A 20929-nucleotide genomic window follows, 5' to 3' on the forward strand; every position below is an offset into this window, starting at 1 on the left:
GAAGTCCTTTGCTTGGGAGGAAGATGGACGGCGACCGACGGTCAGAGATCGTCGAGCGCGGCGCGGAAGGCGGCAATCACCGGCTCGTTGCGCTGGTAGAAGGCCCACTGGCCGACCCGCCGCTGCGTGACGAGGCCGCTGGCGACGAGAGCCGCCAGATGTGAGGAGACCGTCGACTGCGACAGGCCGCAGCGCTCGAACTGGCCCGCACAGATGCCCATTTCCAGCGGATGCATGTCGTCGGAAAAATGCTTCTCCGGCTCCTTCAGCCAGGCGAGCATCTCCCGCCGCACCGGGCTCGCCAGTGCCTTCAGGATCGCGTCTCGATCAATCTCGATGTTTACATCGGTCATGGACGATATATGGATCGCCCGTGACCGATTTGTAAGGGGTGTTTGGAGTTTCAGCCGAAAAAGGGCACGCGATGTTCGTCGAGGTCGAGCAGCTTGTCGGAGTGACGGAGCATGTATATATCTATCGTATAGACGATGGGAGGCATCGATGGGCGAAACCGCCAAGCTCTTCAGGAACGGCGGCAGCCAGGCTGTCCGCCTACCCGCCGAATTCCGTTTCGAAGGGACGGAGGTCAACATCCGGCGCGATCCGCAGACGGGCGAGGTAATCCTGTCACCCGTCTCGCCGGCAGGCGAGCCGTCCTGGGACGACTTCTTCCGGCTCCGCGACGAGCTGGACATGCCGGCGGACTTCCTCAAGGATCGCGATCAGACCCAGGGGGAGCGCGACACCCTTGGCGACGCCTAGCTGCATGCTCGACACCAACATGGTCGGTGCGCTCATCGGCGAGAAGGCTGCACGCGCCGACGCCGGGCTGCGCCGGCACCGCGTGGGCTCGGTCTGCATATCCGTGGTGACCGAAGGCGAAGTCCTCTACGGGCTCGCCAACAATCCCGCCGCCACCCGCAAAGCGGCGCAGATGCGCGCGTTGCTGTCGCGCTTCGTCATCCTGCCGTGGACGAGCGACGTCGCGTCGGTCTATGCGGCCGTCCGGGCAGCGATGCGCCGGAACGGGCGAACGATGGGCGCCCTCGACATGCTGATCGCCGCGCATGCCCTGTCGATGGGCATTCCGCTGGCGACCAGCGACCGGGCATTTCATCACGTGCCCGGCCTGAAGGTGGAGAACTGGCTGGTCGACTGAACTCCTACACCCGCTCCAGCGCCACCGCGATGCCCTGGCCGACGCCGATGCACATCGTCGCCAGCGCGAGCTTCGCGCCGCGCTCGCGCAACTCCAGCGCAGCCGTGCCCGCGATGCGCGCGCCAGACATGCCGAGCGGATGGCCAAGCGCGATGGCGCCGCCGTTCGGGTTGACGTGCTCCGCATCCTCGGCGATGCCCAGGTCGCGGAGCACGGCGATGCCCTGGGAGGCGAAGGCTTCGTTGAGCTCGACGACGTCGAAGTCGGAGGGCGTGAGGCCGAGCCGGGCGCAGAGCTTCTTCGACGCCGGGGCCGGGCCGATGCCCATGATGCGCGGCGGCACGCCGGCGGCGGCACCGCCGAGCACGCGGGCGATCGGGGTGAGCCCGTACTTCTTAACGGCCGCCTCGGAGGCGACGATCAGCGCCGCAGCACCGTCGTTGACGCCCGACGCGTTGCCGGCGGTCACCGTGCCGCCCTCCTTGCGGAAGGGGGTGCCGAGCTTGGCCAGCGTTTCGACCGTTGTGCCCGCGCGCGGATGCTCGTCCTTCGAAACGACGACCGGGTCGCCCTTCTTCTGCGGGATCGTCACCGGGACGATCTCCTTGGCGAGTCGACCGTTCTGCTGCGCGGCGACCGCCTTGTCCTGGCTGCGCACGGCGAAGGCGTCCTGGTCGGCGCGGGACACGTTGAACTCGGCCGCGACGTTCTCGCCGGTCTCGGGCATGGAATCGACGCCGTATTGCTTCTTCATAACGGGGTTGACGAAGCGCCAGCCGATCGTGGTGTCGTAGATCTCGGCATTGCGAGAGAAGGCGGTGTCGGCCTTCGGCATGACGAAGGGCGCGCGGCTCATCGACTCGACGCCGCCGGCGATCATGATCTCGGCCTCGCCGGCCTTGATGGCGCGGGCGGCGATGGTCAGCGCATCCATGCCCGAGCCGCAGAGGCGGTTGACGGTGGAGCCGGGCACGACCGTCGGCAGGCCGGCGAGCAGCAGCGCCATGCGCGCCACGTTGCGGTTGTCCTCGCCGGCCTGGTTGGCGCAGCCATAAACCACGTCGTCGATCGCTTCCCAGTCGACGGTTCCGTTGCGCTCCATCAGCGCCCGGATCGGGACCGCGCCGAGATCGTCGGCGCGCACGGATGACAGCGAACCGCCGAAGCGGCCGATCGGGGTGCGGACATAGTCGCAGATGTAGGCTTCACGCATGGTCAGAGCTCCGGAACGATGAGGTCACCGACGGTCGCACCGACGGCAAGGGGCGCGCCCGTCACGGCCTGGAGATCCTCCAGGCTCATCGACGGCAGCTTTTCGCGCACCACGAAACGCCTGTCGACAATGTCGATCACGGCGAGGCTGGTATAGACGGTCGTCACGCAACCGACGCCGGTGAGCGGCAGGCGGCACTTTTCGAGCAGCTTCGGCTCACCCTTCTTGGTGACGTGGTCGGTAACCACCCAGACCTGCTTTGCCCCGTGCACGAGGTCCATCGCGCCGCCGACGGCCGGCACCGAGCCGGGGCCCGTGCTCCAGTTCGCCAGGTCGCCGGTCTGCGCCACTTCGTAGGCGCCGAGCACGGCGACGTCGAGATGGCCGCCGCGCACCATGGCGAAGCTGTCGGCGTGGTGGAAGAAGGATGCACCAGGGTTCGCCGTCACCGCCTTCTTGCCGGCATTGATGAGGTCCCAGTCCTCCTCGCCGGCCGGCGGCGCCTCGCCGAAATCGAGGATGCCGTTCTCGGTGTGGTAGGTCACCTCGCGGCCTTCGGGCTTGAAGGTGGCGATCATCTCCGGGAAGCCGATACCGAGATTGACATAGGCCCCGTCGGGCAGGTCCTGCGCGGCGCGCCAGGCGATCTGCGCATTCGTCAGCTTGGCAACCATCACTTCGCTCCTTCGCGCAGCAGCGCCTCTTCCTGGGCCGGGTTCGGCACCTCGACCACCCGGTCGACGAAGATGCCGGGCGTCACCACATGCTCCGGATCGATCTCGCCCGGCTCGACCACCCGGCTCGCCTGGACGATCGTCGTGGCGGCGGCCATGGCCATCAGCGGCGAGAAGTTGCGCGCCGCCTTGCGGAAGGTCAGGTTGCCCTTGGCGTCGGCGCGTTCGGCCTTGATCAGCGCGACGTCGGCCTTCAGCCACCGCTCCTGCACGTAGGAACGCCCGTCGAACTCGGCCACCGGCTTGCCCTCGGCGACCTGCGTGCCGAAGCTGCTGGGCGTGTAGAAGGCGGGGATGCCGGCGCCCCCGGCGCGGATGCGCTCGGCCAGCGTGCCCTGCGGCACGAGTTCCAGCGCGATCTTACCGGCCAGATAGGCGTCGGTGAAAGCCTTGGGATCGGACGAGCGCGGAAAGGAGCAGACCATCTTCGCCACCATGCCGGCATAGATCATCGCCGCGATGCCGACCGCGCCGTTGCCGGCATTGTTGTTGATGACGGTCAGCCGCCCCGGCGAGCCGGTCGCCTTGTAGCGATCGACCAGCGCGTGAATCAGCTCGATCGGCGCGCCCGCCCCGCCGAAGCCGCCGATCATCACGGACATGCCGTCCTCGATGCCGGCCAGGGCATCCTCGATGGTTGGACAGATCTTGTTCATCCCGGATCCCACATTGGGGAACGGCCGTTCCGCCGCCCCGAAAAGTTCGCATTGCGAACATATGTTTCCTATGCGATACTTTCTACATGAGCGACGATCCCAAGTCAACGCGCGAGACCGCTTTGGGCGGTGAGCCCGCCGCCGAACGCGACCCGGCCGCGTCCCCGGAGCGCGACCTCGTCGGGTCGCTGACGCGCGGCCTCTCCGTCATGGAGATCCTCGCCGCGCATCCGCAGGGGCTGACGCTGACCGAGACCGCCGAGAAGGCCAGGCTGACGCGGGCCGGCGCGCGCCGCTTCCTGCTGACGCTGGTGGCGTCGGGCTATGCCATGCAGGAGGGGCGCGTCTTCCGACTGTCGTCGCGGCTGATCGCGGTCGCCCGCGCCTGGCTCGGTGGAGCCTCGCTGTGGAGCTTCGCCGAGCCCTTCATGCGCGAGGTCTCGCAGCGCTTCGGCGAGGCCTGCTCGGCCGCCGTGCTGTCGGGCGAAGACGTGGTTTACGTCGCCCGCGTGCCCGGGCGGCACATCCTGTCGGTGGCGCTTCACGTCGGTACCCGCCTCCCCGCCTTCTGCACCTCGATGGGCCGGGTGCTCTTGTCCGACCTGCCGCCGGCCGAGCTCGACGCCTTCCTCGCCCGCGCCGACATCCGTGCCCTGACGGAGCAGACGATCACCGACCGCGCCGCGCTTCGAGAGGCGATCCTCGCCGCCGGCGCCGACGGCGTGTCGCTGGTCGACGAGGAACTGGAGCCGGGGCTGCGCTCGATCGCCGTGCCGATCCGCGACCGCACCGGCCGCACAGTGGCCGCCATCAACGTCTCGACCCAGTCGGCCCGGCTGTCGGCGCAGACCATGACGGCCGACGTCCTGCCTGCCCTTCGCGACGCGGCGCGACGGATCGAGGATTTTTTCGTGGTGCAGTGAGCCGGGTGCACCGCGCCGCCGCCGGCGCACGGCGAAGATCTCCTCAGGGGCCGAAAGCTTCGGCACTCTACGGCGCCCCCCTCTGGCCTGCCGGCCATCTCCCCCACGAGGGGGGAGATCCGCAGTTTCAACGGTGCCGCTCCAGCTTTCAGGTGGTGCGGAGACCGACCTCAGACCCGCAGATCGCCCTCGAACGTCCTCTCCCCTACGCCCCGCGCCGCAAGCGTGATCTCCGGCCGGCCGCGGCCGGTCCAGCGTTCCTCGGCGGTGAGACGGACCGAACTGGAGGTCCAGGCGGCGGAGCAGGCGACGAGCGAGGCGTCGCGGTCGCGGTAGGCCCAGCCGATTCCGTCGTCGAAGAAGATCTCCGTCGCGCTCGTGCCCTCGCCTTCTCCCGCGAACAGGGTCAGCTCGACGGCCGACGCGTCGTGCGGGGCGGTGTCGGGCCAGGCCTTCGCGAGCGGCAGGATGGCGCCGGTGCGCACCAGCACCGGCAGGCGGCCGAGCGGGGCGGCGATCTCGACCGTGCCGCCACCCGCATGCACCGCGCCCGTATGGAAGTCGTGCCAGCCGCCGGGAACGTCGGGAAGGTAGGGCGCGACGTGGAAGGCGCCCTCCTCCACCACCGGCGCGACGAGCACGTCGGCCCCCAGCATGAACGTGTCGGCGTCGGCGCGGCAAGCCGGATCGTCGAAATGGTAGAAGGTCGGCGCGATGACCGGCGTGCCGTCGCGATGCGCCCGCCAGGCCAGCGCATAGAGATGCGGCATCAGCCGGTAGCGCAGCGCGAGCGCGGCACGGACCTCGCCGGTGACGTCGGGATGCATCCACGGCGTGTTCGTCGGGTCGGCAAGTTGCGGCTTCCACGAATTCATGACGGCGCGCGGATGCAGCGACATCATCTCGGCCCAGCGCACGAAGAGTTCCGGCGAAGCCTTCGGCCCGTCGAAGCCGCCGATGTCGTGGCCGGTGAAGGGCATGCCGGACAGGCTCATCGACAGGCCCTGGCGCAGGTTCCATTTCAGCGTGTGCCAGGAGGTGCGGTTGTCGCCCGACCAGGTCTCGCCGTAGCGGGCGATGCCGATCGGCCCGGCGCGGGAGATGGTATAGGGGCGCTTCTCCGGCGCGCGCGCCAGCGTCGCCTCGAAGGTGGCACGGCTCATCAGCAGGGCGTGCACCGGGCGGACGTCGATGGCCGGAAGGGCCGCGCCGAAGCCGGCGACGGTGGCCGTCTCGTCCCAAAGCTCGCATTCGTTGTTGTCGTTCCAGGCGGCGGTGAAGCCGGCATCGAGCACCTGGGAGGTGATCCCGTCCTTCCACCAGGCGACGGTCGCCTCGTTGGTGAAGTCGAGGCTCGACCCGTTGCCGCCCCAGAACATCTCCACCGCCGGCTGCCCGTCGGCGCGGCGCACGAACCAGCCCTCGGCGGCGGCCTGGGCATAGGCGGGGTGCTCGGTGAGCAGGACCGGCTTGACGTTGGCGCAGGTGTTGAAGCCGAGGTCGGACAGCCGGGCGAAGAAGCCCCCGCGGTCGGGGAACTTGCTCTCGTTCCAGGTGAAGACGTAGCGGCGGCCGTCGGCCTTCGTGGTGTAGCCGGAGCCGGAATGGATGGCGCTGATCGGGATCGCCTCGGCGCGGCAGCGCTCGGCGAAGCCGGTGATCACCGCCTGCGCGTTCGGCGCGTCGGCATGGTGCATGGTGGTGAAGGAGAAGCCCATCGACCAGCGCGGCGCGAAGGCCGGGCGGCCCGTCAGCGCCATCAGCCGGGGCACCACGTCGGAGACCTTCGGCCCGGCGATGACGTAGAGCATGACGCCCTTTTCCTGCGCGTCGACATGGCGGTAGTGCGGGTGGTAGTTGGAATGCTCGGCGCCGAGGTCGAAGGTGATCTCGCACAGCGTGTCGTAGAACAGCCCGACCGCGCCGCCCGCATCGGCGTCGGCGATGACGAAGGGCGCGTGCTTGTAGAGCGGATCCTGCGTCTGCGCGTCGTAGCCGAGCGCGTCGGTCTGCAGGCAGCGCAGCCGCTTGCCGGTGTGGTCGAGCGGACCGGCCTTGTCGCCGAGGCCATAGTGCCGGTCGCCGAGCGCGCGCGCCTGGAAATGCCGGAAGATGCCGCGCTGCGCGAACCACTGGTATGCGCCCGTCGGGCGATCGGCCACGACCGTCCTCCAGGTCTCGCCGTCGCGCCTTCGCAGGGTGAGTGCGAGCGGGGCGGGCTGGACGTCGACCATCCAGTCGTCGCCGAAGCGCACGCCTTTGCCGTCGGCGGCGGGCGTGGCGGCGCGCGGCGCGAAGCCGTCGGTCGAGAGCCGGTCGCGGCCAACCCAGGGCACGTCGCCCTCGGGCGCGATCATCCAGGTGCGGTCGACGGCGAGGCCCGCCTCGGGAGTGACGGCGATGCGCAGCAGCCAGTCTGACAGCGCCTCGACGCGCAGCGTGAAGCCGCCGGTGAGGGGGGCGGAGAGCGAGGCGGGGGCGGTGGAGAGGGGGGATGCGAGGGCGAGGAAGGTCATGGGATGGGTTCCGAGATGTTATCGCTCTGCGATACCCCCCTCTGCCCTGCCGGGCATCTCCCCCTCAAGGGGGGAGATCGACCGTCATGGGCGGTTTCGCCAATCGCCGGCGGCGGGAGTCGGGCGGCGTGGCCGAAACTGCCGATCTCCCCCCTCGTGGGGGAGATGTCCGGCAGGACAGAGGGGGGCGCCGTAGGGCACCTTGTCTTCGAGTTCTGGCGTTGGTGCTACACCGCCTCCCCGATCACCAGCCGCCGCTGCGCCAGCCCGCCCTCCTTGGCGAACAAATGCGTGAACTGCGGCCGCAGAACCAGGCAGGCGGTTTCGCCGCGGCGGATGGCGGTCTGGCCGGGCAGGTGCGCGGTGAGCTTCGTGCCGTCGGCGGCCTCGCAATAGAGGTAGGATTCGCCGCCGAGCTGTTCGACCGACTGCACGGTGACCGCGGTGCCGTCGACGTCGCCGATCTCCAGATGGTCCGGCCGGATGCCGAGCTCCGCCGCCTGGCCGGGCGTCAGCCCCTCGCCCGAGACGGCGGCGCGGTAGGCGTTGCCTGCGGCGTCCTTCAGCGCGACGCCCTCGGCGTCGATGGCCGTCACGGTGACGTCGATGAAGTTCATCCGCGGCGAGCCGATGAAGCCGGCGACGAAGCTGTTCCTCGGCGTGTTGTAGAGGTCGAGCGGCGAGCCCGCCTGCTCGATGCGGCCGTCACGCAGCACGACGATCTTGTCGGCCATGGTCATCGCCTCCACCTGGTCGTGGGTGACGTAGATCATGGTGTTGCCGAGGCGGCGGTGCAGCGCCGAAATCTCGCCGCGCATGGTGACGCGCAGCTCCGCGTCGAGGTTGGACAGCGGCTCGTCGAACAGGAAGACGCGCGGTTCGCGCACCACGGCGCGGCCGATGGCGACGCGCTGACGCTGGCCGCCCGACAGCTGCTTCGGCCGCCGGTCGAGATAGGCCTCGATCTGCAGCATGCGCGCGGCCTCGGCCACGCGGCGCTCGATCTCCGGCTTCGGCGTGCGGATGTTCTCCAGCCCGAAGGCGAGGTTCTGGCGCACCGTCATGTGCGGATAGAGCGCATAGGTCTGGAACACCATGGCGAGCCCGCGCTCCGACGCGCGCTGCTCGTTGACGCGTTGGCCGTCGATGCGGAGTTCCCCGCCGGTGATGTCCTCCAGCCCGGCGATCATCCGCAGAAGCGTGGACTTGCCGCAGCCCGACGGGCCGACGAAGACGCAGAATTCGCCATTGTCGATCGTCAGGTCGACGCCGTGGATGGCGCGCACCTGACCATAATCCTTGACGAGCTTTTCGAGGTCGAGAACGGCCATCACTTCACCCCCGACTGCGCGATACCCGCGGTGATGTATTTCTGCAGCACGGCGAAGACCAGCGTGATCGGCAGGAGCGTCAGCACGGTCATGGCCAGCAGCGGCGCCCAGGCGGTCTGCAGGTCGCCCTGGAAGGAGTTGAGCGCCAGCTGCAGCGTGAACTCCTCCGACCGGTTGAGCACGATCAGCGGCCACAGGAACTCGTTCCAGCGCCACATGACCGAGAAGATGACCAGCACCGCCAGCGCCGGCGCCGACAGCGGCAGGACGATGCGCCAGTAGACGCGCCATTCGGAGGCATGGTCCATGCGCGCGGCGTCGAGCAGGTCGTCGGGGATGGTCAGCATGTATTGCCTGAGCAGGAACACGCCGGTCGGCGTCGCCACTGCCGGCCAGATCACCCCCCAGGGCGAATTGACGAGCCCGAGTTCAGAGACGACCAGGAAGATCGGCACGAGGTTGATGGTCGGCGGGATCATCAGGGTCGCGATGATCAGGACGAAGACGAGGGTGCGGCCGCGGAAGCGGTATTTCGACAGTGCGAATGCCGCCATCGAGTTGAACAGCACGGTGATGATGGTGGCGATGACCGTGATGAACACCGAATTCCAGAAATAGAGCAGGAAGTTGAAGCGCTCGAACAGCGTCGCGTAGTTCTCCAGCGCCAGCGTGAACGCCCGCTCGGGCACACGGTCGTTGATGTTGACGTTGAGCCGCTCGCCGGGCGCGGCCGGGTCGACCATCTGCGCGTTGAGGCCGATGCGCCGGATCTGGGCCAGCACCTTGCCCTCGTGCTCGCCGCCGGTGACGCGGAAGAGCGGCAGGGGCTCCTCATAGCCTTCGACCGTCACCATGACCGGCGCGAGCGGCAGCAGCGTCGGCGGGTACTCCTGCAGCGCCGACTCGGTCTTGAACGAGGACAGCGCCAGCCAGAAGACCGGGCCGAACATCAGGAGGACGGCGGCGAGCAGGTAGATCCAGGTCAGCCAGTCGGTGAGGTCGAAGCCGTTGCGGCCGCGGCGGCGGGTGAGGAAGGACAGGACGGGGGTCATGGGGCGCGTCCTTGGGCCGAGGCGGGCGGCCTCGACATGCCGGGTTCCGTCACACTTCCCCGGGACGAGTCGGCGCGCGGCCTACCCCCACCCCTTACCCCTCCCCTCAAGGGGGAGGGGGACGCGCGAGGTGGTGCCCACTTCGCATCGAGGGGAGCGGCATCCGGGAGGTCGAGAGCCGAGGACAAGCGCGGCGTCGACGTCCCCCTCCCCCTTGAGGGGGTCCGGAGGACGGGCGAGACGAGTGGCTCGCCCCGGCAGGGTAAGGGGTGGGGGTCTGCAGCGCTCGAACGAGCGAAGAGAGCAAACACCATCCTACCCCTCTGCCTGCTTGCGCGTCGCCGCGAGCTGCATGAGGGTCAGCACCAGGAGCACGCCGGCCATCAGCAGCGAGGCCGCTGCCGCCAGTCCGAAGAGCTGCGGCCTGAAGGCGAAGCCGGTTTCGTAGATGAACTGCAGCACGAGCAGCGTGGCCGAGCCGGGGCCGCCGCCGGTGAGCACGAAGATCTCGTCGAAGGCCTGCACCGCGCGGATCAGCGACAGCACGATGACGACGACCATGGTGGGCATCAGGAGCGGCATGGTGATCTTCGAGAAGACCCGCCATTTCGACGCGCCGTCCATCTCGGCCGCCTCGTAGACGTCGGACGGGATCGCCTGCAGGCCGGCGAGCAGGATCAGCGTGTAGAAGCCCATATGGGCCCAGATCGACACGAAGACGATCCAGAAGAAGGCCCAGTCGGCCTCGACCAGCCAGTTGACGACCGGCAGCTGCCAGCCCTCCAGCGTGGAGTTGAGCACGCCGTATCGCTGCAGGATCCATTTCCAGATCAGCGCCACGACCACCGGCGAGAGCAGCACCGGATAGAAGAAGACCGAGCGGAAGAAGCCGCGGAAGGGGATGTCGCGGTTGAGCACCAGCGCCGTGACCAGCGAGAACAGGATCATGAAGCCGACCTGCAGCAGCACGAACCAGCCGGTGTTGTGGACGGCGCGCCAGAAGATGTCGCGGCCGCAGGTGTTGGGATCGAGATAGCTCCGGCACTCGAGCAGCGAGGCGAAGTTCTCCGCCCCGACATAGGGACGCTCGGACAGGAGGATGCGGTCGCTGCCGGTGGTGGCGTAGAAGAAGTTGAGGATGATCGGCAGGAAGGTGAAGAGGCTGAAGATCAGCAGGTTCGGAAACAGGAAGACCCAGGCGATGCGCTGCGCGCCCGTCATCTTCTGCAGCGCCAGCATCGGCCGCTCGAAGATCTCGAAGGCGGCGCGATAGAGCCAGGAAGCCGCCGTCGTCACCGGTGCGAACATGGCCGTCCCATCCATCTGCCCTCACGTGCCCAGGGGGCCTTCTCCCCGCGCCGGGCGGGGAAAAGGATGACTGGCTGGCGCCGCCTTCACCATGGTCCCGCTCGGGGGAACCGGTCCCGGCGGGTTGGCAGGCGGCGCCGGCCTGTGCCGAGGATGGCGCTACTTGGCCGCCGCGACGGCTTCCTTCACATCCGCGTCGATACGCGACAGCGCCTCGTCGAGCGAGGATTCGCCGACGATCGCCTGGGTGATGCGGGTCACCGTGGCGTTCATGATGGCGCGGTTGTTCTTGTAGCCCTGGAACTGGAAGGCGACCGGCGAGAAGTCGGCCAGCGCGTTGGCGAAGGTGGTCAGCGCCGCCTTCTCCGCATCGGTGGCGTTTTCGTACGCGATGCCCTTCACCTGCAGCGCCTGGTTGGCCGGGATGTTCTTCGTCTTCGCCAGCACCTTGGCCTGGACGTCCTCGCGCGAGATGAACTCGATCAGCTTGCCGGCCTCTTCGGGCGCCTTGGTATGCTTGAACGCCGCGATCGCCGCGCCGCCCGGAATGCCGGTGCAGCCGCCGGGGCCGCAGGGTGCCGGAACGGCCTGCCAGTCGAAGGCGTCGCCGACGTCGCGGCCGAAACGGCCGATCTGCCAGGAGCCGGAGATGTACATGACCAGAGAGCCGTTGGTGAACTCCTTAGCGGCGTCCTGGTAGGTCGCCCCGCCTGCGCCGGCCCAGACCTCCTTGGCCACGGTACCGTCATTGTTCCAGGCCACGAACTGCTCCGCCCAGGCCTTGTAGCCCTCGTCGACGGTGATCGGGTTGCCGTCGGCGTCGAAATACTTGGCGCCGTAGGAGATCGCCGGGCCGGCGAAGCGGTGGCCGGTGCGGTCCATCGCCACCGCGTAGGGCGTCTGCGTCTTCTCGGCGACCTGCTTGGCGGCGGCGGCCCACTCGGCATAGGTCGCGCCCTTGGCCGGGATGGCGACGCCGGCCTGCTCGAACAGCGTCGAGTTGATGAACGGGCCGGTCGCGGTCTGCTGGTCCATGATGGCGTAGATGCCCTTGTCGTCGGGCGAGTTCACCCGCGTCCAGGCGAGCGTGCGGCCGTACTGCTCCTCGATCCTGGCGGCGTCGGAGACGTAGGGCGTCACGTCGAGCATGTACTTGGCGAGACCGCCGAGATCGGTCACGCGGGCGAGGTCGGGGCCTTCGCCGGAGGCCAGCTGAAGCGGCAGACCCTCGACGATCGACTTGTAGGGCACGATGTCGACGACGACCGTGGTACCCGGGTTCTCGGACTCGAAGGTCTTGAAGGCTTCCGCCCAGGCATCGCACTCCACGCCGTCCTGGTAGCAGGCAAAGCGGAGTTCGGCAGCGCTGGCGGGCACGGCGGCGGTCATCGCGGCGAACGCGATGCCGGAAAGCAGGATACGGGTCTTCATGGTTCTCCTCCCATTCAGGACATTTGTAGACTGGACGTGTGGACTGCCGATGTCAAAATGCCGTGTAAAAACGTATCTTATATCTTATATAAGAGTCAATCGAGCGCCTCCGCCGCCCGCGCCGTCCGGCCGAAAGCGCATAGCCTCCACGTGCGCGTCACCCCCCGCAGGATGCGGCCTCGGCCGCTATCGCCGCTCGCATGCCCTGCGAAAGCATTGTCTCCAGCCGCCGGGAGACGGCGGCAGCGAAGCCGGCAGCCTCGACGAGACGCGCGGGGAACAGCCCCGGCAGCGCCAGCAGCGCCGTGGCGAGCGCTTGACCGTCGCCCCCCGCGCCTTCGACGGCAGCCCGGATCTCCGCCTCGCGTGGATCGCGCAGTGCATAGGACTCGCCGTCGTCCCTGCGGCCCACGGCGTAGCGCATCCAGGCTGCGACGGAAAAGGCGAAGGGCGCGAGCGACTGGCCCCGCTCCAGCGCCACCAGCGCCGGCTCGACGATCCGCTGCGGCAGCTTCTGCGTCCCGTCCATGGCGATCTGGTAGGTCTGGTGGGCAATGGCCGGATTCGAGAAGCGGGCGCGCAGGTCGCGCGCGTAGTCGGAGAGATCGATGCCCGGAACCGGGTCGAGCGTCGCCGCCGCCGCCGCCATGTGCCGCTCGATGACCGCGACCAGATCGGCGTCTCCCATCACGTCGCGCACGAAGCTGTGACCGGCGAGGTATCCGGCATAGGCGAGCGTCGAATGCGCGCCGTTCAGCATCCTGAGCTTCATCTTCTCGTAAGGGGCGACGTCCGTCACGAAGACGGCGCCGGCCGCCTCCCAGTCCGGCCGGCCGGCCACGAAATCGTCCTCCACGATCCACTGCGTGAAGGGCTCCGTCTCGACGGCGGCGAGGTCCGTCCGCCCGATGAGGCGTTCGACGTCGGCGAAGGTCTTCTCCGTGCTGGCCGGCGTGATGCGGTCCACCATGGTCGAGGGAAAGGTCACACGGTCCCGAATATAATCCACCATCTTCGGGTCGCGCGCCTCGGCGAATTCCAGCACCAGCCGCCGCAGCACCCGCCCGTTGTTCGGCAGGTTGTCGCAGCTCATCACGGTGAAAGGCGCATAGGCCTTCATCATGCGCAGCCGCAGCCCCGCCACGATGAAGCCGAGGGCGCTCGCGGTCCGGCGCGGGTCGTTGAGATCGGCCGCGATGGCGGGATGCTCCCGGTCGAGACCGCCGGTGCGGGGATCGAGCCCGTAGCCCTTTTCGGTGATGGTCAGGCTGACGATGCGCGTCTCCGCGCGCGCCAGTGCCTGGATCACCTGTTCGGGTCCCCGCGGCGCCACCAGCACCTCCCGCACCGATCCGATGACGCGCGGAAACACTCCCTCGGGACCGCGCACGAGAAGCGTGTATAGCCCGTTCTGCGGGTTCAGCGCATCCGCCACGTCGGCCGAGCGCAGGCTGACGCCGGTGATCATCCAGTCGCCGCCGGACGCGGCGATGGCGCCGTCGGTGTAGGCCGCCTGGTGCGCCTTGTGGAAGGCGCCGGTGCCGAGATGGACGATGCCAGCGCGCGCCGCGTCGCGGTCGTAGCCGGGAACGGCAACCGTATCGGGAAGGCCGGCGGTCGTGGTGAGGCGGTCTGTCATGCGTCTCCTGCCCGGTCGTCTCGCGTTGTCGCCGCGCGGCGCCGGGGAGGACGGGCGGGCGGGACCGGTCCTGACGTTCCGCCGGTCCGCGACAGGTGTATTGACTTGCCCGCGCAGCGGCAAGCCGCCCGCGCAGGCTGTCAGGGTTCAATACTTCTGCGGGACGTAGAGTTCGGGCGGCAGGGTCGCGCGCTCGTAGTCCGGATTGAAGACGCGCTCGGGCAGCTCGATCTCCTCATGCGGCACCGGCTCGTAGGGGATCTGCTGCAGAAGGTGGTCGATGCAGTTCAGCCGCGCCCGTTTCTTGTCGTTGCCCTCGACGATGTACCAGGGCGCCTCGGGAATGTTGGTGCGGGAAAACATCTCCTCCTTGGCCTTGGTGTAGTGCTCCCAGCGAACGCGCGATTCCAGGTCCATCGGCGACAGCTTCCACTGCTTCATCGGGTCGTGGATGCGCATCATGAAGCGCATCTGCTGTTCCTGGTCGGTGATCGAGAACCAGTATTTCACCAGGACGATGCCCGAGCGCACCAGCATGCGCTCGAACTCCGGCACGTCGCGGAAAAACTCTTCGACCTGGTCGGGCGAGGCGAAGCCCATGACGCGCTCGACGCCGGCACGGTTGTACCAGGAGCGGTCGAACAGCACGATCTCGCCGCCGGCCGGCAGATGCGGGACGTAGCGCTGGAAGTACCACTGCGTCTTCTCGCGGTCGGTCGGCGCCGGCAGCGCGACCACGCGGCAGATGCGCGGGTTGAGCCGCTGGCTGATGCGCTTGATCACGCCGCCCTTGCCTGCGGAGTCGCGCCCCTCGAAGACGACGACCACCTTCTTCCTGTGATGCGCGACCCAGTCCTGCAGCTTGATCAGCTCCGACTGGAGCCGGATCAGCTCGCGGTAATAGACCTGGCGGTCGATGGTCTGCGGGTGCGCCTTCCTGTAGATCTTGCGCAGTTCGAGCGTCAGCGCCGGCTCGGAGAGTTCGAGTTCGACGTCCTCGTCGAGCGTATCGGCGAGTTCCGCCTCCAGCCAGTCCATGGCCCCGGCCTCCCGCTTCGCGTCGTCCATCTGCCACCCCCCTGGTGATCCTGCCGAAATTCTGCGGCACGATCCTTATGTCGGCGAAATGACGGATTTATTGCAGACGGCCGGCGCATCGCCGCGCCGGCCGTCGTCTCTCCCGCAGCGGGTCCCAGCGTCAGACGTACCGGTTCACCACGTTCTCCAGATACTCCTGCCGGCCGGACCGCGGCTGCGGCTCGATGCCCTCGGCCAGCACGCGCTGGGAGACCTGTTCCAGCGTGCGCTCGCCCGAGAGCATTGCCTTCGCCTCGGCTTCGTTCCACCCGGCGTAGCGGGCCTCGAGGGGTCCCGACAGCGCCTTGTCCTCGATCATCCGGGCCGCGGCCTTGAGGCCGCGGGCACAGCAGTCGATGCCGCCGACATGGGCGATCAGCAGGTCCTGCGGATCGAGCGACTGGCGGCGCAGTTTGGCGTCGAAATTGGTGCCGCCGGTGGTGAAGCCGCCGGCGCGCAGCACCTCGTAGAAGGCGAGCGCCATTTCCGGCACGTTGTTGGGGAACTGGTCGGTGTCCCAGCCCGACTGGTAGTCGTTGCGGTTCATGTCGATCGAGCCGAAGATGCCGAGCGAGGCGGCGAGCGCCAGCTCGTGCTCGAAGGAATGGCCGGCAAGGATCGCATGGCCCTGCTCGATGTTGACCTTGACCTCGTTTTCCAGCCCGTACTCCTTGAGGAAGCCGTAGACGGTGGCGACATCGAAATCATACTGGTGCTTGGTCGGCTCCTGCGGCTTGGGCTCGATCAGGATCGTGCCCTCGAACCCGATGCGGTGCTTGTAGTCGACCACCATCGACAGGAAGCGTCCGGCCTGCGCCCGCTCGCGCTTGAGATCCGTGTTGAGCAGCGTCTCGTAGCCCTCGCGGCCGCCCCAAAGCACGTAGTTCGCGCCGCCGAGGCGCTTCGTCACGTCGACGCAGCTCTTCACCGTGGCGGCCGCATAGGCGAAGACGTCCGGATCCGGGTTGGTTGCGGCACCGGCCATGTAGCGGCGGTGCGAGAACAGGTTCGCCGTGCCCCAGAGCAGCTTCACCCCCGTCTGCTCCATCTTGCCGGCGAAATAGTCGGCGATGGAATCGAGGCGGGCGATGCTCTCCTTCAGCGTGTCGCCCTCCGGGCGCACGTCGGCGTCGTGGAAGCAGAAGAACGGCGTGCCGAGCGCCGAGAACATCTCGAAGGCGACGTCGGCCTTCAGCCTTGCCAGGTCCATGGTGTCGGCACCGCCCGCCTTCGGAAGCCACGGCCGGTCGAAGGTCTGGCCGCCGAACGGGTCGCCGCCCGGCCAGGCGAAGGAGTGCCAGTAGGCGATGGCGAAGCGCAGATGGTCCTCCATCCGCTTGCCCATCAACACCTCGTCCTTGTCGTAGAAGCGGTAGGCGAGCGGATTGGTGCTGTCGGGGCCTTCGTACTGGATTTTGGCGATATCGCCGAAGAAACCGGTGCTCATGGCTATGTTCCTTTCTTGGCAGGCGTCCCGCGCGTGGCGGATGTCGCGGATTCGGGATGGAGTGTTCAGGTCGTCACGGCGCGTATCGCCGGATAGAGCGCGCGGAACCGCCCGTAGGCATCCGCATAGGCAGCTTCGAGCCCGGCATCCGGCTCGATCGTCTCGGCAGTCGCGGGCGCGGTGCAGACCGGGAGCGGATCGGCGCCGGTGGCCGCGATCAGCCCGAGCCGCGCCGCGCCGAAAGCCGCGCCGAAATCGCCGTCGGCCGGCAGGTCGACCGGCATCCGCAGTGCCGTCGCGATCGCCTTCAGCCAGAGCCGCGAGCGCGAGCCGCCGCCGATCGCCGTGACGCGCTCCAGCGTCGTGCCGGCGGCCTTCAGGGCGGCGAGGTTGTCGGCGAGCGCAAAGGCCACGCCCTCGAGCACCGCCTGCGTCATCACCGCCGGACCGGACTCGTGACCGAGCCCGACGAAGGCGCCGCGGATGGCGGCGTCGTTGTGCGGCGTGCGTTCGCCCGAGAGATAGGGAAGGAAGGTGACGTTCGTCGGCGCCTTCAGCGTCTCGCCGAGCGAGCCGGTGAGATCGGCCGCGCTCTTGCCCGTCACGCCGGACAGCCAGTTCAGGCAGTCGGTCGCAGACAGGATGACGCCCATCTGGTGCCAGGTGGCGGGCAGCGCATGGCAGAAGGTGTGCACCGCGCTTTCCGGATTGGGCAAGTAGCTGTCGGTCGCGGCGAACAGCACGCCCGAGGTGCCGAGCGACACGAAGGCATGGCCCTGCCCGACGGTGCCCATGCCGCAGGCCGACGCGGCGTTGTCGCCCGCACCGCCCGCCACGACGACGTCGCTGGACAGCCCCCATGCGGATGCGAGCGCGCCGCGCAGCGTGCCGCCGACGGCAGTGCCCTCCACCAGCGCCGGCATGTGCTCCTCGCCGAGATCGGTGGCGGCGAGCAGGTCGGCCGACCAGCGCCGGGCGGCGACGTCGAGCCAGGCTGTGCCGGCCGAGTCCGACATCTCGGAGATGTGCTCGCCGGTGAGCCAGAGCCTCAGAAAATCCTTCGGCAGCAACACCTTCGCGACGCGGGAGAAGATCGCCGGCTCGTTGGCCTTCACCCAGGCGAGCTTCGGCGCCGTGAAGCCCGGAAAGACGATGTTGCCGGTGATTGCACGGAAGCGCGGATCGGCATCGAGGCGGGCAGCCTCGGCATGGCTGCGCGTATCGTTCCACAGGATGCAGGGTCGCAGCACTGCGTCCGACGCGTCCAGCAGCGTGGCTCCGTGCATCTGGCCTGACAGGCCGATACCGCGCACCGCGGCGAACTCGACGGGATGGGCGGACCTGAGCGCCGCAATCGCCTCTTCCGTGGCGCGGATCCAGTTGGCCGGATCCTGCTCGGACCAGCCGGGATGGGGTCTGGAGACGTCGAGATGGCCGTTCGCCGATCCCAGGACGGACTGCGACCCGTCGATGAGCAGCGCCTTCACCCCCGACGTGCCGAGGTCGAGCCCGAGATACATCGCTTCGTCTCCTCCCGTCCGGCCTGGCCGGATCGTCCTTCCGACCGGCGTCCGGAGCACTGGTCGGACCAGTACCCGGCGCCGTTGCGGAGTGTTAGCAGAAGAAGCGGCGGCTTGTCGTCAATTATTTCGAGCCTCGGATTAAATCCCGCAGTGCAGCATTCAGGCCGGTTCGCGCGTCTGTGTGGACGCCGCGATCCGCACCAGGAGCGCGGCGAAATCGTCCGGCCGCGACAGGAACGGCGAGTGCGACGCCTCGAAGTCGACGGCCTCGGTCGCCTGCGCCGCGAACATCCGCTGGAAGTCCGCCGGCAGCGCCTGGTCGAGCGTCGTCACCACGTAGGTCGACGGGATGTCGCGCCACGCCGCGCGGGTGGCAGACGGTCCGAGCACGGCCTGCGACTGGAGGCAGAGCCGCGCCTCGGCGGCGGCCGCCACTTCGGACGCGCAGTCGTGGTAGAAGGAGGGCACGGCTTGTCCTGCCGGCACCTCCATCGTGCCGTCGTCGCGCAGGCCGATATAGGGGGCAAGCGGCCCGGGCGGCAGGTAGGACACGCTGGAGCGCCCGGCATCCGGCATGAAGGCGCCGACATAGACGAGGCGCTTCACGTTCGGCCCGTACGCGGCCTGGCTGATGGCGGCTCCGCCATAGGAATGGCCGACCACGACCACGTCGCCGGCGATGGCCGCCGCCGCTGCGCCGACAGCTGCCGCATCCTCGAAGAACCCGCCAAGCGCGGCCGGATCCGTGCCGCAACTCGGCAGCGCGACGGCCTCGGAGGCCACGCCCCGCTCTGAAAGCGCGGCCCGCAGCGCGTCCCAGCACCACGGTCCGTGCCACGAGCCATGCACGAGGAGGAAGGTCGGTTCGATCATGTCGGTTTCCCCTGATTATACTCCGGACAGGAGTATATGTTTACTCCATTCCGGAGTAAACGGTGTGAATGAACCTGACCACGACCTCCTATGCGATCCTCGGCCACCTCGCCCTCCGGGACTGGACGATGTACGACCTCGCGCAGCAGATGCGCTCGAACGTGCATTTCTTCTTTTCGCGTGCCGAGAGCCAGGTCTATGCCGAGCCGAAGCGGCTGGTCGCCTGCGGTCTCGCCAGCGCCAGCCGGCAGATGACCGGCAGGCGCGCCCGCACACTCTATGCGATCACCGACGCCGGCCGCCGCGAACTGGACCGCTGGCTGGCCGAGCCCGAGGCCGCGAAGGGGCCGGACCTGGAGTTCGAGGCGCTGCTGCGCGTGTTCCTGTCGCCGCTCGGCAGGCCCGAGCATCTCGTTGGTGCGCTGGAACAGGTCCGCGACAACCTGTCGGAGATGTTCGAGGCGGCCGAGCAGGTCGGCGGCGCCTACCGGGGAGGGACGGCGGCGTTCCAGCACCACGTGCTCACCCGCTCGATGGTCTACGACTTCCTCGTCTCCTTCGCCGAGCTCGCCGACGACTGGGCCGAGCGCTCCGCCGCGCGCGCGCGCCGCTGGCCGGACCAGACCGAAGCCGAGCGGATGGACGAGGCGATGCGCATCTTCAGCGAGAAGCCGGGCCCGTCGCGCCGGCGCGACTGAAGCCCTTCCCCTCGCCCGCTCAGCTTGGAGCGGAGATCTGGCGCGCGCGATCGAGGAAAAGCTGCGACAGCGGGCTGTCCGGCCGCATTTCGTGGCGCTCCGCCGCGAGCGCCGCCGCGAGCGCACCCTGCCGTCCGCGCAGGGCCGCCTCGATCAGCGTCAGGTCGAGCACGTCGCGCTGCGCATGGCTGCCGCCGAAGCGGTGCGCCAGCGCCCGCAGCGGCCTGAGCAGCCGGACCGTCGTGGCGAAATCGCCGTCGCCGAAGGCGCGGATCGCCAGCGTCGCCGGCAGGCCGACGTCGCGGGTGAAGGCGGCATTGTCGTCGCCGCGCGCCACCGCATCGTGCTGGGTGGCGAGAAGCGTCTCGGCCAGATCCGTGCGGCCCGCACCGACGAAGGCCATCATCGCATGCGCATCGTTGAAGGCGTAGGTCCCGGCCGACGCGTGCGGCGCCCACAGTTCGGCCAGCCTCGTCCAGCGATCGCCGACGTCCACGCCGCGCAGATGCAGTCGCCAGAGCAGCGCCGACGCATCGACGAGGTTGAGGACGAAGTCGGAGCGTCCGCCGTCCACCGGACCGTCGTAGAGCGCAAGCATCTCGGCATAGTCGCCGAGGTCGTGGTGGAAGAGGCCGAGATGCCACCAGTTGTGCACCCGCATCAGGCTGTCGGTCGACCAGCGGTCGGGATCGGACCGCATCCAGGCGATGCCGTCATGCTGCCGGCTCTGCATCTCCATGACGTGGGCGACGGCGTGCTGGCCCCAGCCGTCGCGCGGCTCGAGCTCGACCGCGCGCCGTCCGACCGCCTCGGCACGGGCATAGTCGCCCGTCTCCTCCAGCCCGAAGGCATAGGCCGCCAGGATGGCATGGCAGCCCGGCATCGACGCGTCCCATTGCGGCATGACCCGGGCGATGCGGTCGCGCAGCAGGCGGGCATTGCCGGTGAAGAAGTCGATCTGGTGCCCGGCCTGCAGCGCCAGCGCGTCACGCGGATGGGCGATCGTCAGATCCTCGAGCAGTTCGCTCGCCCGGTGCCAGCCGCCGTCGACCAGCGCGCCGAGCGCTGCCACATGCCCCTTTTCGCGATCGTTCGCGGGCAGCGCCGCCGCCGCCGCGTGGATTGCCTTCGCCGCCGCCGTGGCGGCAGGATCGGTCGCCAGCGCGAAGAGCCAGCCCTTCAGCACGTGCGCCATCACGAAGTCCGGCCGCGCCGCGATCGCCCGGTCGGCATGGGCGACGGGATCGCCCACGAAGGCCTGCAGGCCGGCCAAGCCCGCCTCGTAATGTTCGAGACTGGCGCCGTCGGCACCCGAGAGGGAAAAACCCAGCCGGTCGCGGATCATGGCA

The 20929-nt window shown here is 68.7% G+C and carries 19 protein-coding genes; 4 read left to right on the plus strand and 15 right to left on the minus strand.

Annotated elements, in window-relative coordinates:
• Positions 1-41 precede the first annotated feature (41 nt).
• Positions 42-332 carry an ArsR/SmtB family transcription factor gene (locus IAI54_RS17060; protein WP_187973203.1) on the minus strand — a complete coding sequence of 97 codons (291 nt, stop codon included), beginning with the start codon at positions 330-332 and terminating at the stop codon, positions 42-44.
• 169 nt (positions 333-501) lie between these two features.
• Between IAI54_RS17060 and IAI54_RS17065 the strand changes: the two genes are divergently transcribed.
• Positions 502-762, plus strand: coding sequence for an antitoxin (locus IAI54_RS17065; RefSeq protein WP_187968340.1), 261 nt, complete (start codon positions 502-504; stop codon positions 760-762).
• On the plus strand, positions 749-1159 hold the full coding sequence (locus IAI54_RS17070) for a type II toxin-antitoxin system VapC family toxin (protein ID WP_235679079.1): 411 nt from the start codon (positions 749-751) through the stop codon (positions 1157-1159). Before IAI54_RS17065 ends, IAI54_RS17070 begins: the two co-directional genes overlap by 14 nt.
• A gap of 4 nt (positions 1160-1163) precedes the next feature.
• Here IAI54_RS17070 and pcaF read toward each other — a convergent pair whose 3' ends face one another.
• The 3 genes from pcaF to IAI54_RS17085 are packed head-to-tail and all read right to left on the minus strand — an operon-like array spanning position 1164 to position 3762.
• Positions 1164-2372, minus strand: a complete 1209-nt coding sequence (gene pcaF, locus IAI54_RS17075) for a 3-oxoadipyl-CoA thiolase (RefSeq protein WP_187968341.1) — start codon at positions 2370-2372, stop codon at positions 1164-1166.
• Positions 2373-2374: 2 nt separating this feature from the next.
• A complete protein-coding gene (locus tag IAI54_RS17080) occupies positions 2375-3046 on the minus strand; it encodes a 3-oxoacid CoA-transferase subunit B (protein WP_210321141.1) in 672 nt (223 codons plus the stop codon).
• Positions 3046-3762, minus strand: a complete 717-nt coding sequence (locus tag IAI54_RS17085) for a 3-oxoacid CoA-transferase subunit A (protein WP_187968343.1) — start codon at positions 3760-3762, stop codon at positions 3046-3048. Before IAI54_RS17085 ends, IAI54_RS17080 begins: the two co-directional genes overlap by 1 nt.
• 86 nt (positions 3763-3848) lie before the next feature.
• On the opposite strand from IAI54_RS17085, the gene IAI54_RS17090 reads away from it, so the two are divergent.
• Positions 3849-4685 carry an IclR family transcriptional regulator domain-containing protein gene (locus IAI54_RS17090; protein ID WP_187968344.1) on the plus strand — a complete coding sequence of 279 codons (837 nt, stop codon included), beginning with the start codon at positions 3849-3851 and terminating at the stop codon, positions 4683-4685.
• 170 nt (positions 4686-4855) lie between these two features.
• Here IAI54_RS17090 and IAI54_RS17095 read toward each other — a convergent pair whose 3' ends face one another.
• The 10 genes from IAI54_RS17095 to IAI54_RS17140 all read right to left on the minus strand — a co-directional run bounded on the left by IAI54_RS17095 (position 4856) and on the right by IAI54_RS17140 (position 18882).
• Positions 4856-7201: a glycoside hydrolase family 31 protein gene (locus tag IAI54_RS17095; RefSeq protein WP_187968345.1), complete on the minus strand. Its 2346-nt coding sequence runs from the start codon at positions 7199-7201 to the stop codon at positions 4856-4858.
• A gap of 227 nt (positions 7202-7428) precedes the next feature.
• Positions 7429-8532 carry an ABC transporter ATP-binding protein gene (locus IAI54_RS17100; protein WP_187968346.1) on the minus strand — a complete coding sequence of 368 codons (1104 nt, stop codon included), beginning with the start codon at positions 8530-8532 and terminating at the stop codon, positions 7429-7431.
• Positions 8532-9584 (minus strand): carbohydrate ABC transporter permease, encoded by a 1053-nt coding sequence (locus tag IAI54_RS17105; RefSeq protein WP_187968347.1) that lies wholly within the window; start codon positions 9582-9584, stop codon positions 8532-8534. The genes IAI54_RS17100 and IAI54_RS17105 overlap by 1 nt, the downstream gene beginning before the upstream one ends.
• 315 nt (positions 9585-9899) lie before the next feature.
• Positions 9900-10892 (minus strand): carbohydrate ABC transporter permease, encoded by a 993-nt coding sequence (locus tag IAI54_RS17110; protein ID WP_420838230.1) that lies wholly within the window; start codon positions 10890-10892, stop codon positions 9900-9902.
• A gap of 159 nt (positions 10893-11051) precedes the next feature.
• Complete coding sequence (locus IAI54_RS17115; RefSeq protein WP_187968349.1) at positions 11052-12323, minus strand: ABC transporter substrate-binding protein; 1272 nt, start codon at positions 12321-12323, stop codon at positions 11052-11054.
• 157 nt (positions 12324-12480) lie between these two features.
• The gene (locus IAI54_RS17120; protein WP_187968350.1) at positions 12481-13962 is read right to left on the minus strand and encodes a mannitol dehydrogenase family protein; all 1482 of its coding nucleotides are present in this window, start codon (positions 13960-13962) and stop codon (positions 12481-12483) included.
• Positions 13963-14109: 147 nt separating this feature from the next.
• A complete protein-coding gene (gene ppk2, locus IAI54_RS17125; RefSeq protein WP_187968351.1) occupies positions 14110-15030 on the minus strand; it encodes a polyphosphate kinase 2 in 921 nt (306 codons plus the stop codon).
• A 130-nt stretch (positions 15031-15160) separates the two neighbouring features.
• A complete protein-coding gene (gene xylA / locus IAI54_RS17130) occupies positions 15161-16486 on the minus strand; it encodes a xylose isomerase (protein ID WP_187968352.1) in 1326 nt (441 codons plus the stop codon).
• A gap of 65 nt (positions 16487-16551) precedes the next feature.
• Positions 16552-18006, minus strand: coding sequence for a xylulokinase (gene xylB / locus IAI54_RS17135; RefSeq protein WP_187968353.1), 1455 nt, complete (start codon positions 18004-18006; stop codon positions 16552-16554).
• A 162-nt stretch (positions 18007-18168) separates the two neighbouring features.
• Positions 18169-18882 carry an alpha/beta hydrolase gene (locus tag IAI54_RS17140; protein WP_187968354.1) on the minus strand — a complete coding sequence of 238 codons (714 nt, stop codon included), beginning with the start codon at positions 18880-18882 and terminating at the stop codon, positions 18169-18171.
• A gap of 68 nt (positions 18883-18950) precedes the next feature.
• Here IAI54_RS17140 and IAI54_RS17145 point away from each other — a divergent pair, with 68 nt between their 5' ends.
• Complete coding sequence (locus IAI54_RS17145; RefSeq protein ID WP_187968355.1) at positions 18951-19580, plus strand: PadR family transcriptional regulator; 630 nt, start codon at positions 18951-18953, stop codon at positions 19578-19580.
• Between the two features lie 19 nt (positions 19581-19599).
• Here IAI54_RS17145 and IAI54_RS17150 read toward each other — a convergent pair whose 3' ends face one another.
• Complete coding sequence (locus tag IAI54_RS17150; RefSeq protein ID WP_187968356.1) at positions 19600-20925, minus strand: tetratricopeptide repeat protein; 1326 nt, start codon at positions 20923-20925, stop codon at positions 19600-19602.
• Positions 20926-20929 lie beyond the last annotated feature (4 nt).

The sequence above is a fragment of the Aquibium microcysteis genome (assembly GCF_014495845.1).
In the GTDB taxonomy this organism is placed as follows: Bacteria; Pseudomonadota; Alphaproteobacteria; order Rhizobiales; family Rhizobiaceae; genus Aquibium; species Aquibium microcysteis.

What these genes read in the sequence shown, in the direction of transcription:
- IAI54_RS17065 (WP_187968340.1), top strand. Translation starts at nt 502, where the DNA reads ATGGGCGAAACCGCCAAGCTCTTCAGGAACGGCGGCAGCCAGGCTGTC.
- pcaF (WP_187968341.1), bottom strand. Translation starts at nt 2,372, where the DNA reads ATGCGTGAAGCCTACATCTGCGACTATGTCCGCACCCCGATCGGCCGC.
- IAI54_RS17080 (WP_210321141.1), bottom strand. Translation starts at nt 3,046, where the DNA reads ATGGTTGCCAAGCTGACGAATGCGCAGATCGCCTGGCGCGCCGCGCAG.
- IAI54_RS17085 (WP_187968343.1), bottom strand. Translation starts at nt 3,762, where the DNA reads ATGAACAAGATCTGTCCAACCATCGAGGATGCCCTGGCCGGCATCGAG.
- IAI54_RS17090 (WP_187968344.1), top strand. Translation starts at nt 3,849, where the DNA reads ATGAGCGACGATCCCAAGTCAACGCGCGAGACCGCTTTGGGCGGTGAG.
- IAI54_RS17095 (WP_187968345.1), bottom strand. Translation starts at nt 7,201, where the DNA reads ATGACCTTCCTCGCCCTCGCATCCCCCCTCTCCACCGCCCCCGCCTCG.
- IAI54_RS17100 (WP_187968346.1), bottom strand. Translation starts at nt 8,532, where the DNA reads ATGGCCGTTCTCGACCTCGAAAAGCTCGTCAAGGATTATGGTCAGGTG.
- IAI54_RS17105 (WP_187968347.1), bottom strand. Translation starts at nt 9,584, where the DNA reads ATGACCCCCGTCCTGTCCTTCCTCACCCGCCGCCGCGGCCGCAACGGC.
- IAI54_RS17110 (WP_420838230.1), bottom strand. Translation starts at nt 10,892, where the DNA reads ATGTTCGCACCGGTGACGACGGCGGCTTCCTGGCTCTATCGCGCCGCC.
- IAI54_RS17115 (WP_187968349.1), bottom strand. Translation starts at nt 12,323, where the DNA reads ATGAAGACCCGTATCCTGCTTTCCGGCATCGCGTTCGCCGCGATGACC.
- IAI54_RS17120 (WP_187968350.1), bottom strand. Translation starts at nt 13,962, where the DNA reads ATGACAGACCGCCTCACCACGACCGCCGGCCTTCCCGATACGGTTGCC.
- ppk2 (WP_187968351.1), bottom strand. Translation starts at nt 15,030, where the DNA reads ATGGACGACGCGAAGCGGGAGGCCGGGGCCATGGACTGGCTGGAGGCG.
- xylA (WP_187968352.1), bottom strand. Translation starts at nt 16,486, where the DNA reads ATGAGCACCGGTTTCTTCGGCGATATCGCCAAAATCCAGTACGAAGGC.
- xylB (WP_187968353.1), bottom strand. Translation starts at nt 18,006, where the DNA reads ATGTATCTCGGGCTCGACCTCGGCACGTCGGGGGTGAAGGCGCTGCTC.
- IAI54_RS17140 (WP_187968354.1), bottom strand. Translation starts at nt 18,882, where the DNA reads ATGATCGAACCGACCTTCCTCCTCGTGCATGGCTCGTGGCACGGACCG.
- IAI54_RS17145 (WP_187968355.1), top strand. Translation starts at nt 18,951, where the DNA reads ATGAACCTGACCACGACCTCCTATGCGATCCTCGGCCACCTCGCCCTC.
- IAI54_RS17150 (WP_187968356.1), bottom strand. Translation starts at nt 20,925, where the DNA reads ATGATCCGCGACCGGCTGGGTTTTTCCCTCTCGGGTGCCGACGGCGCC.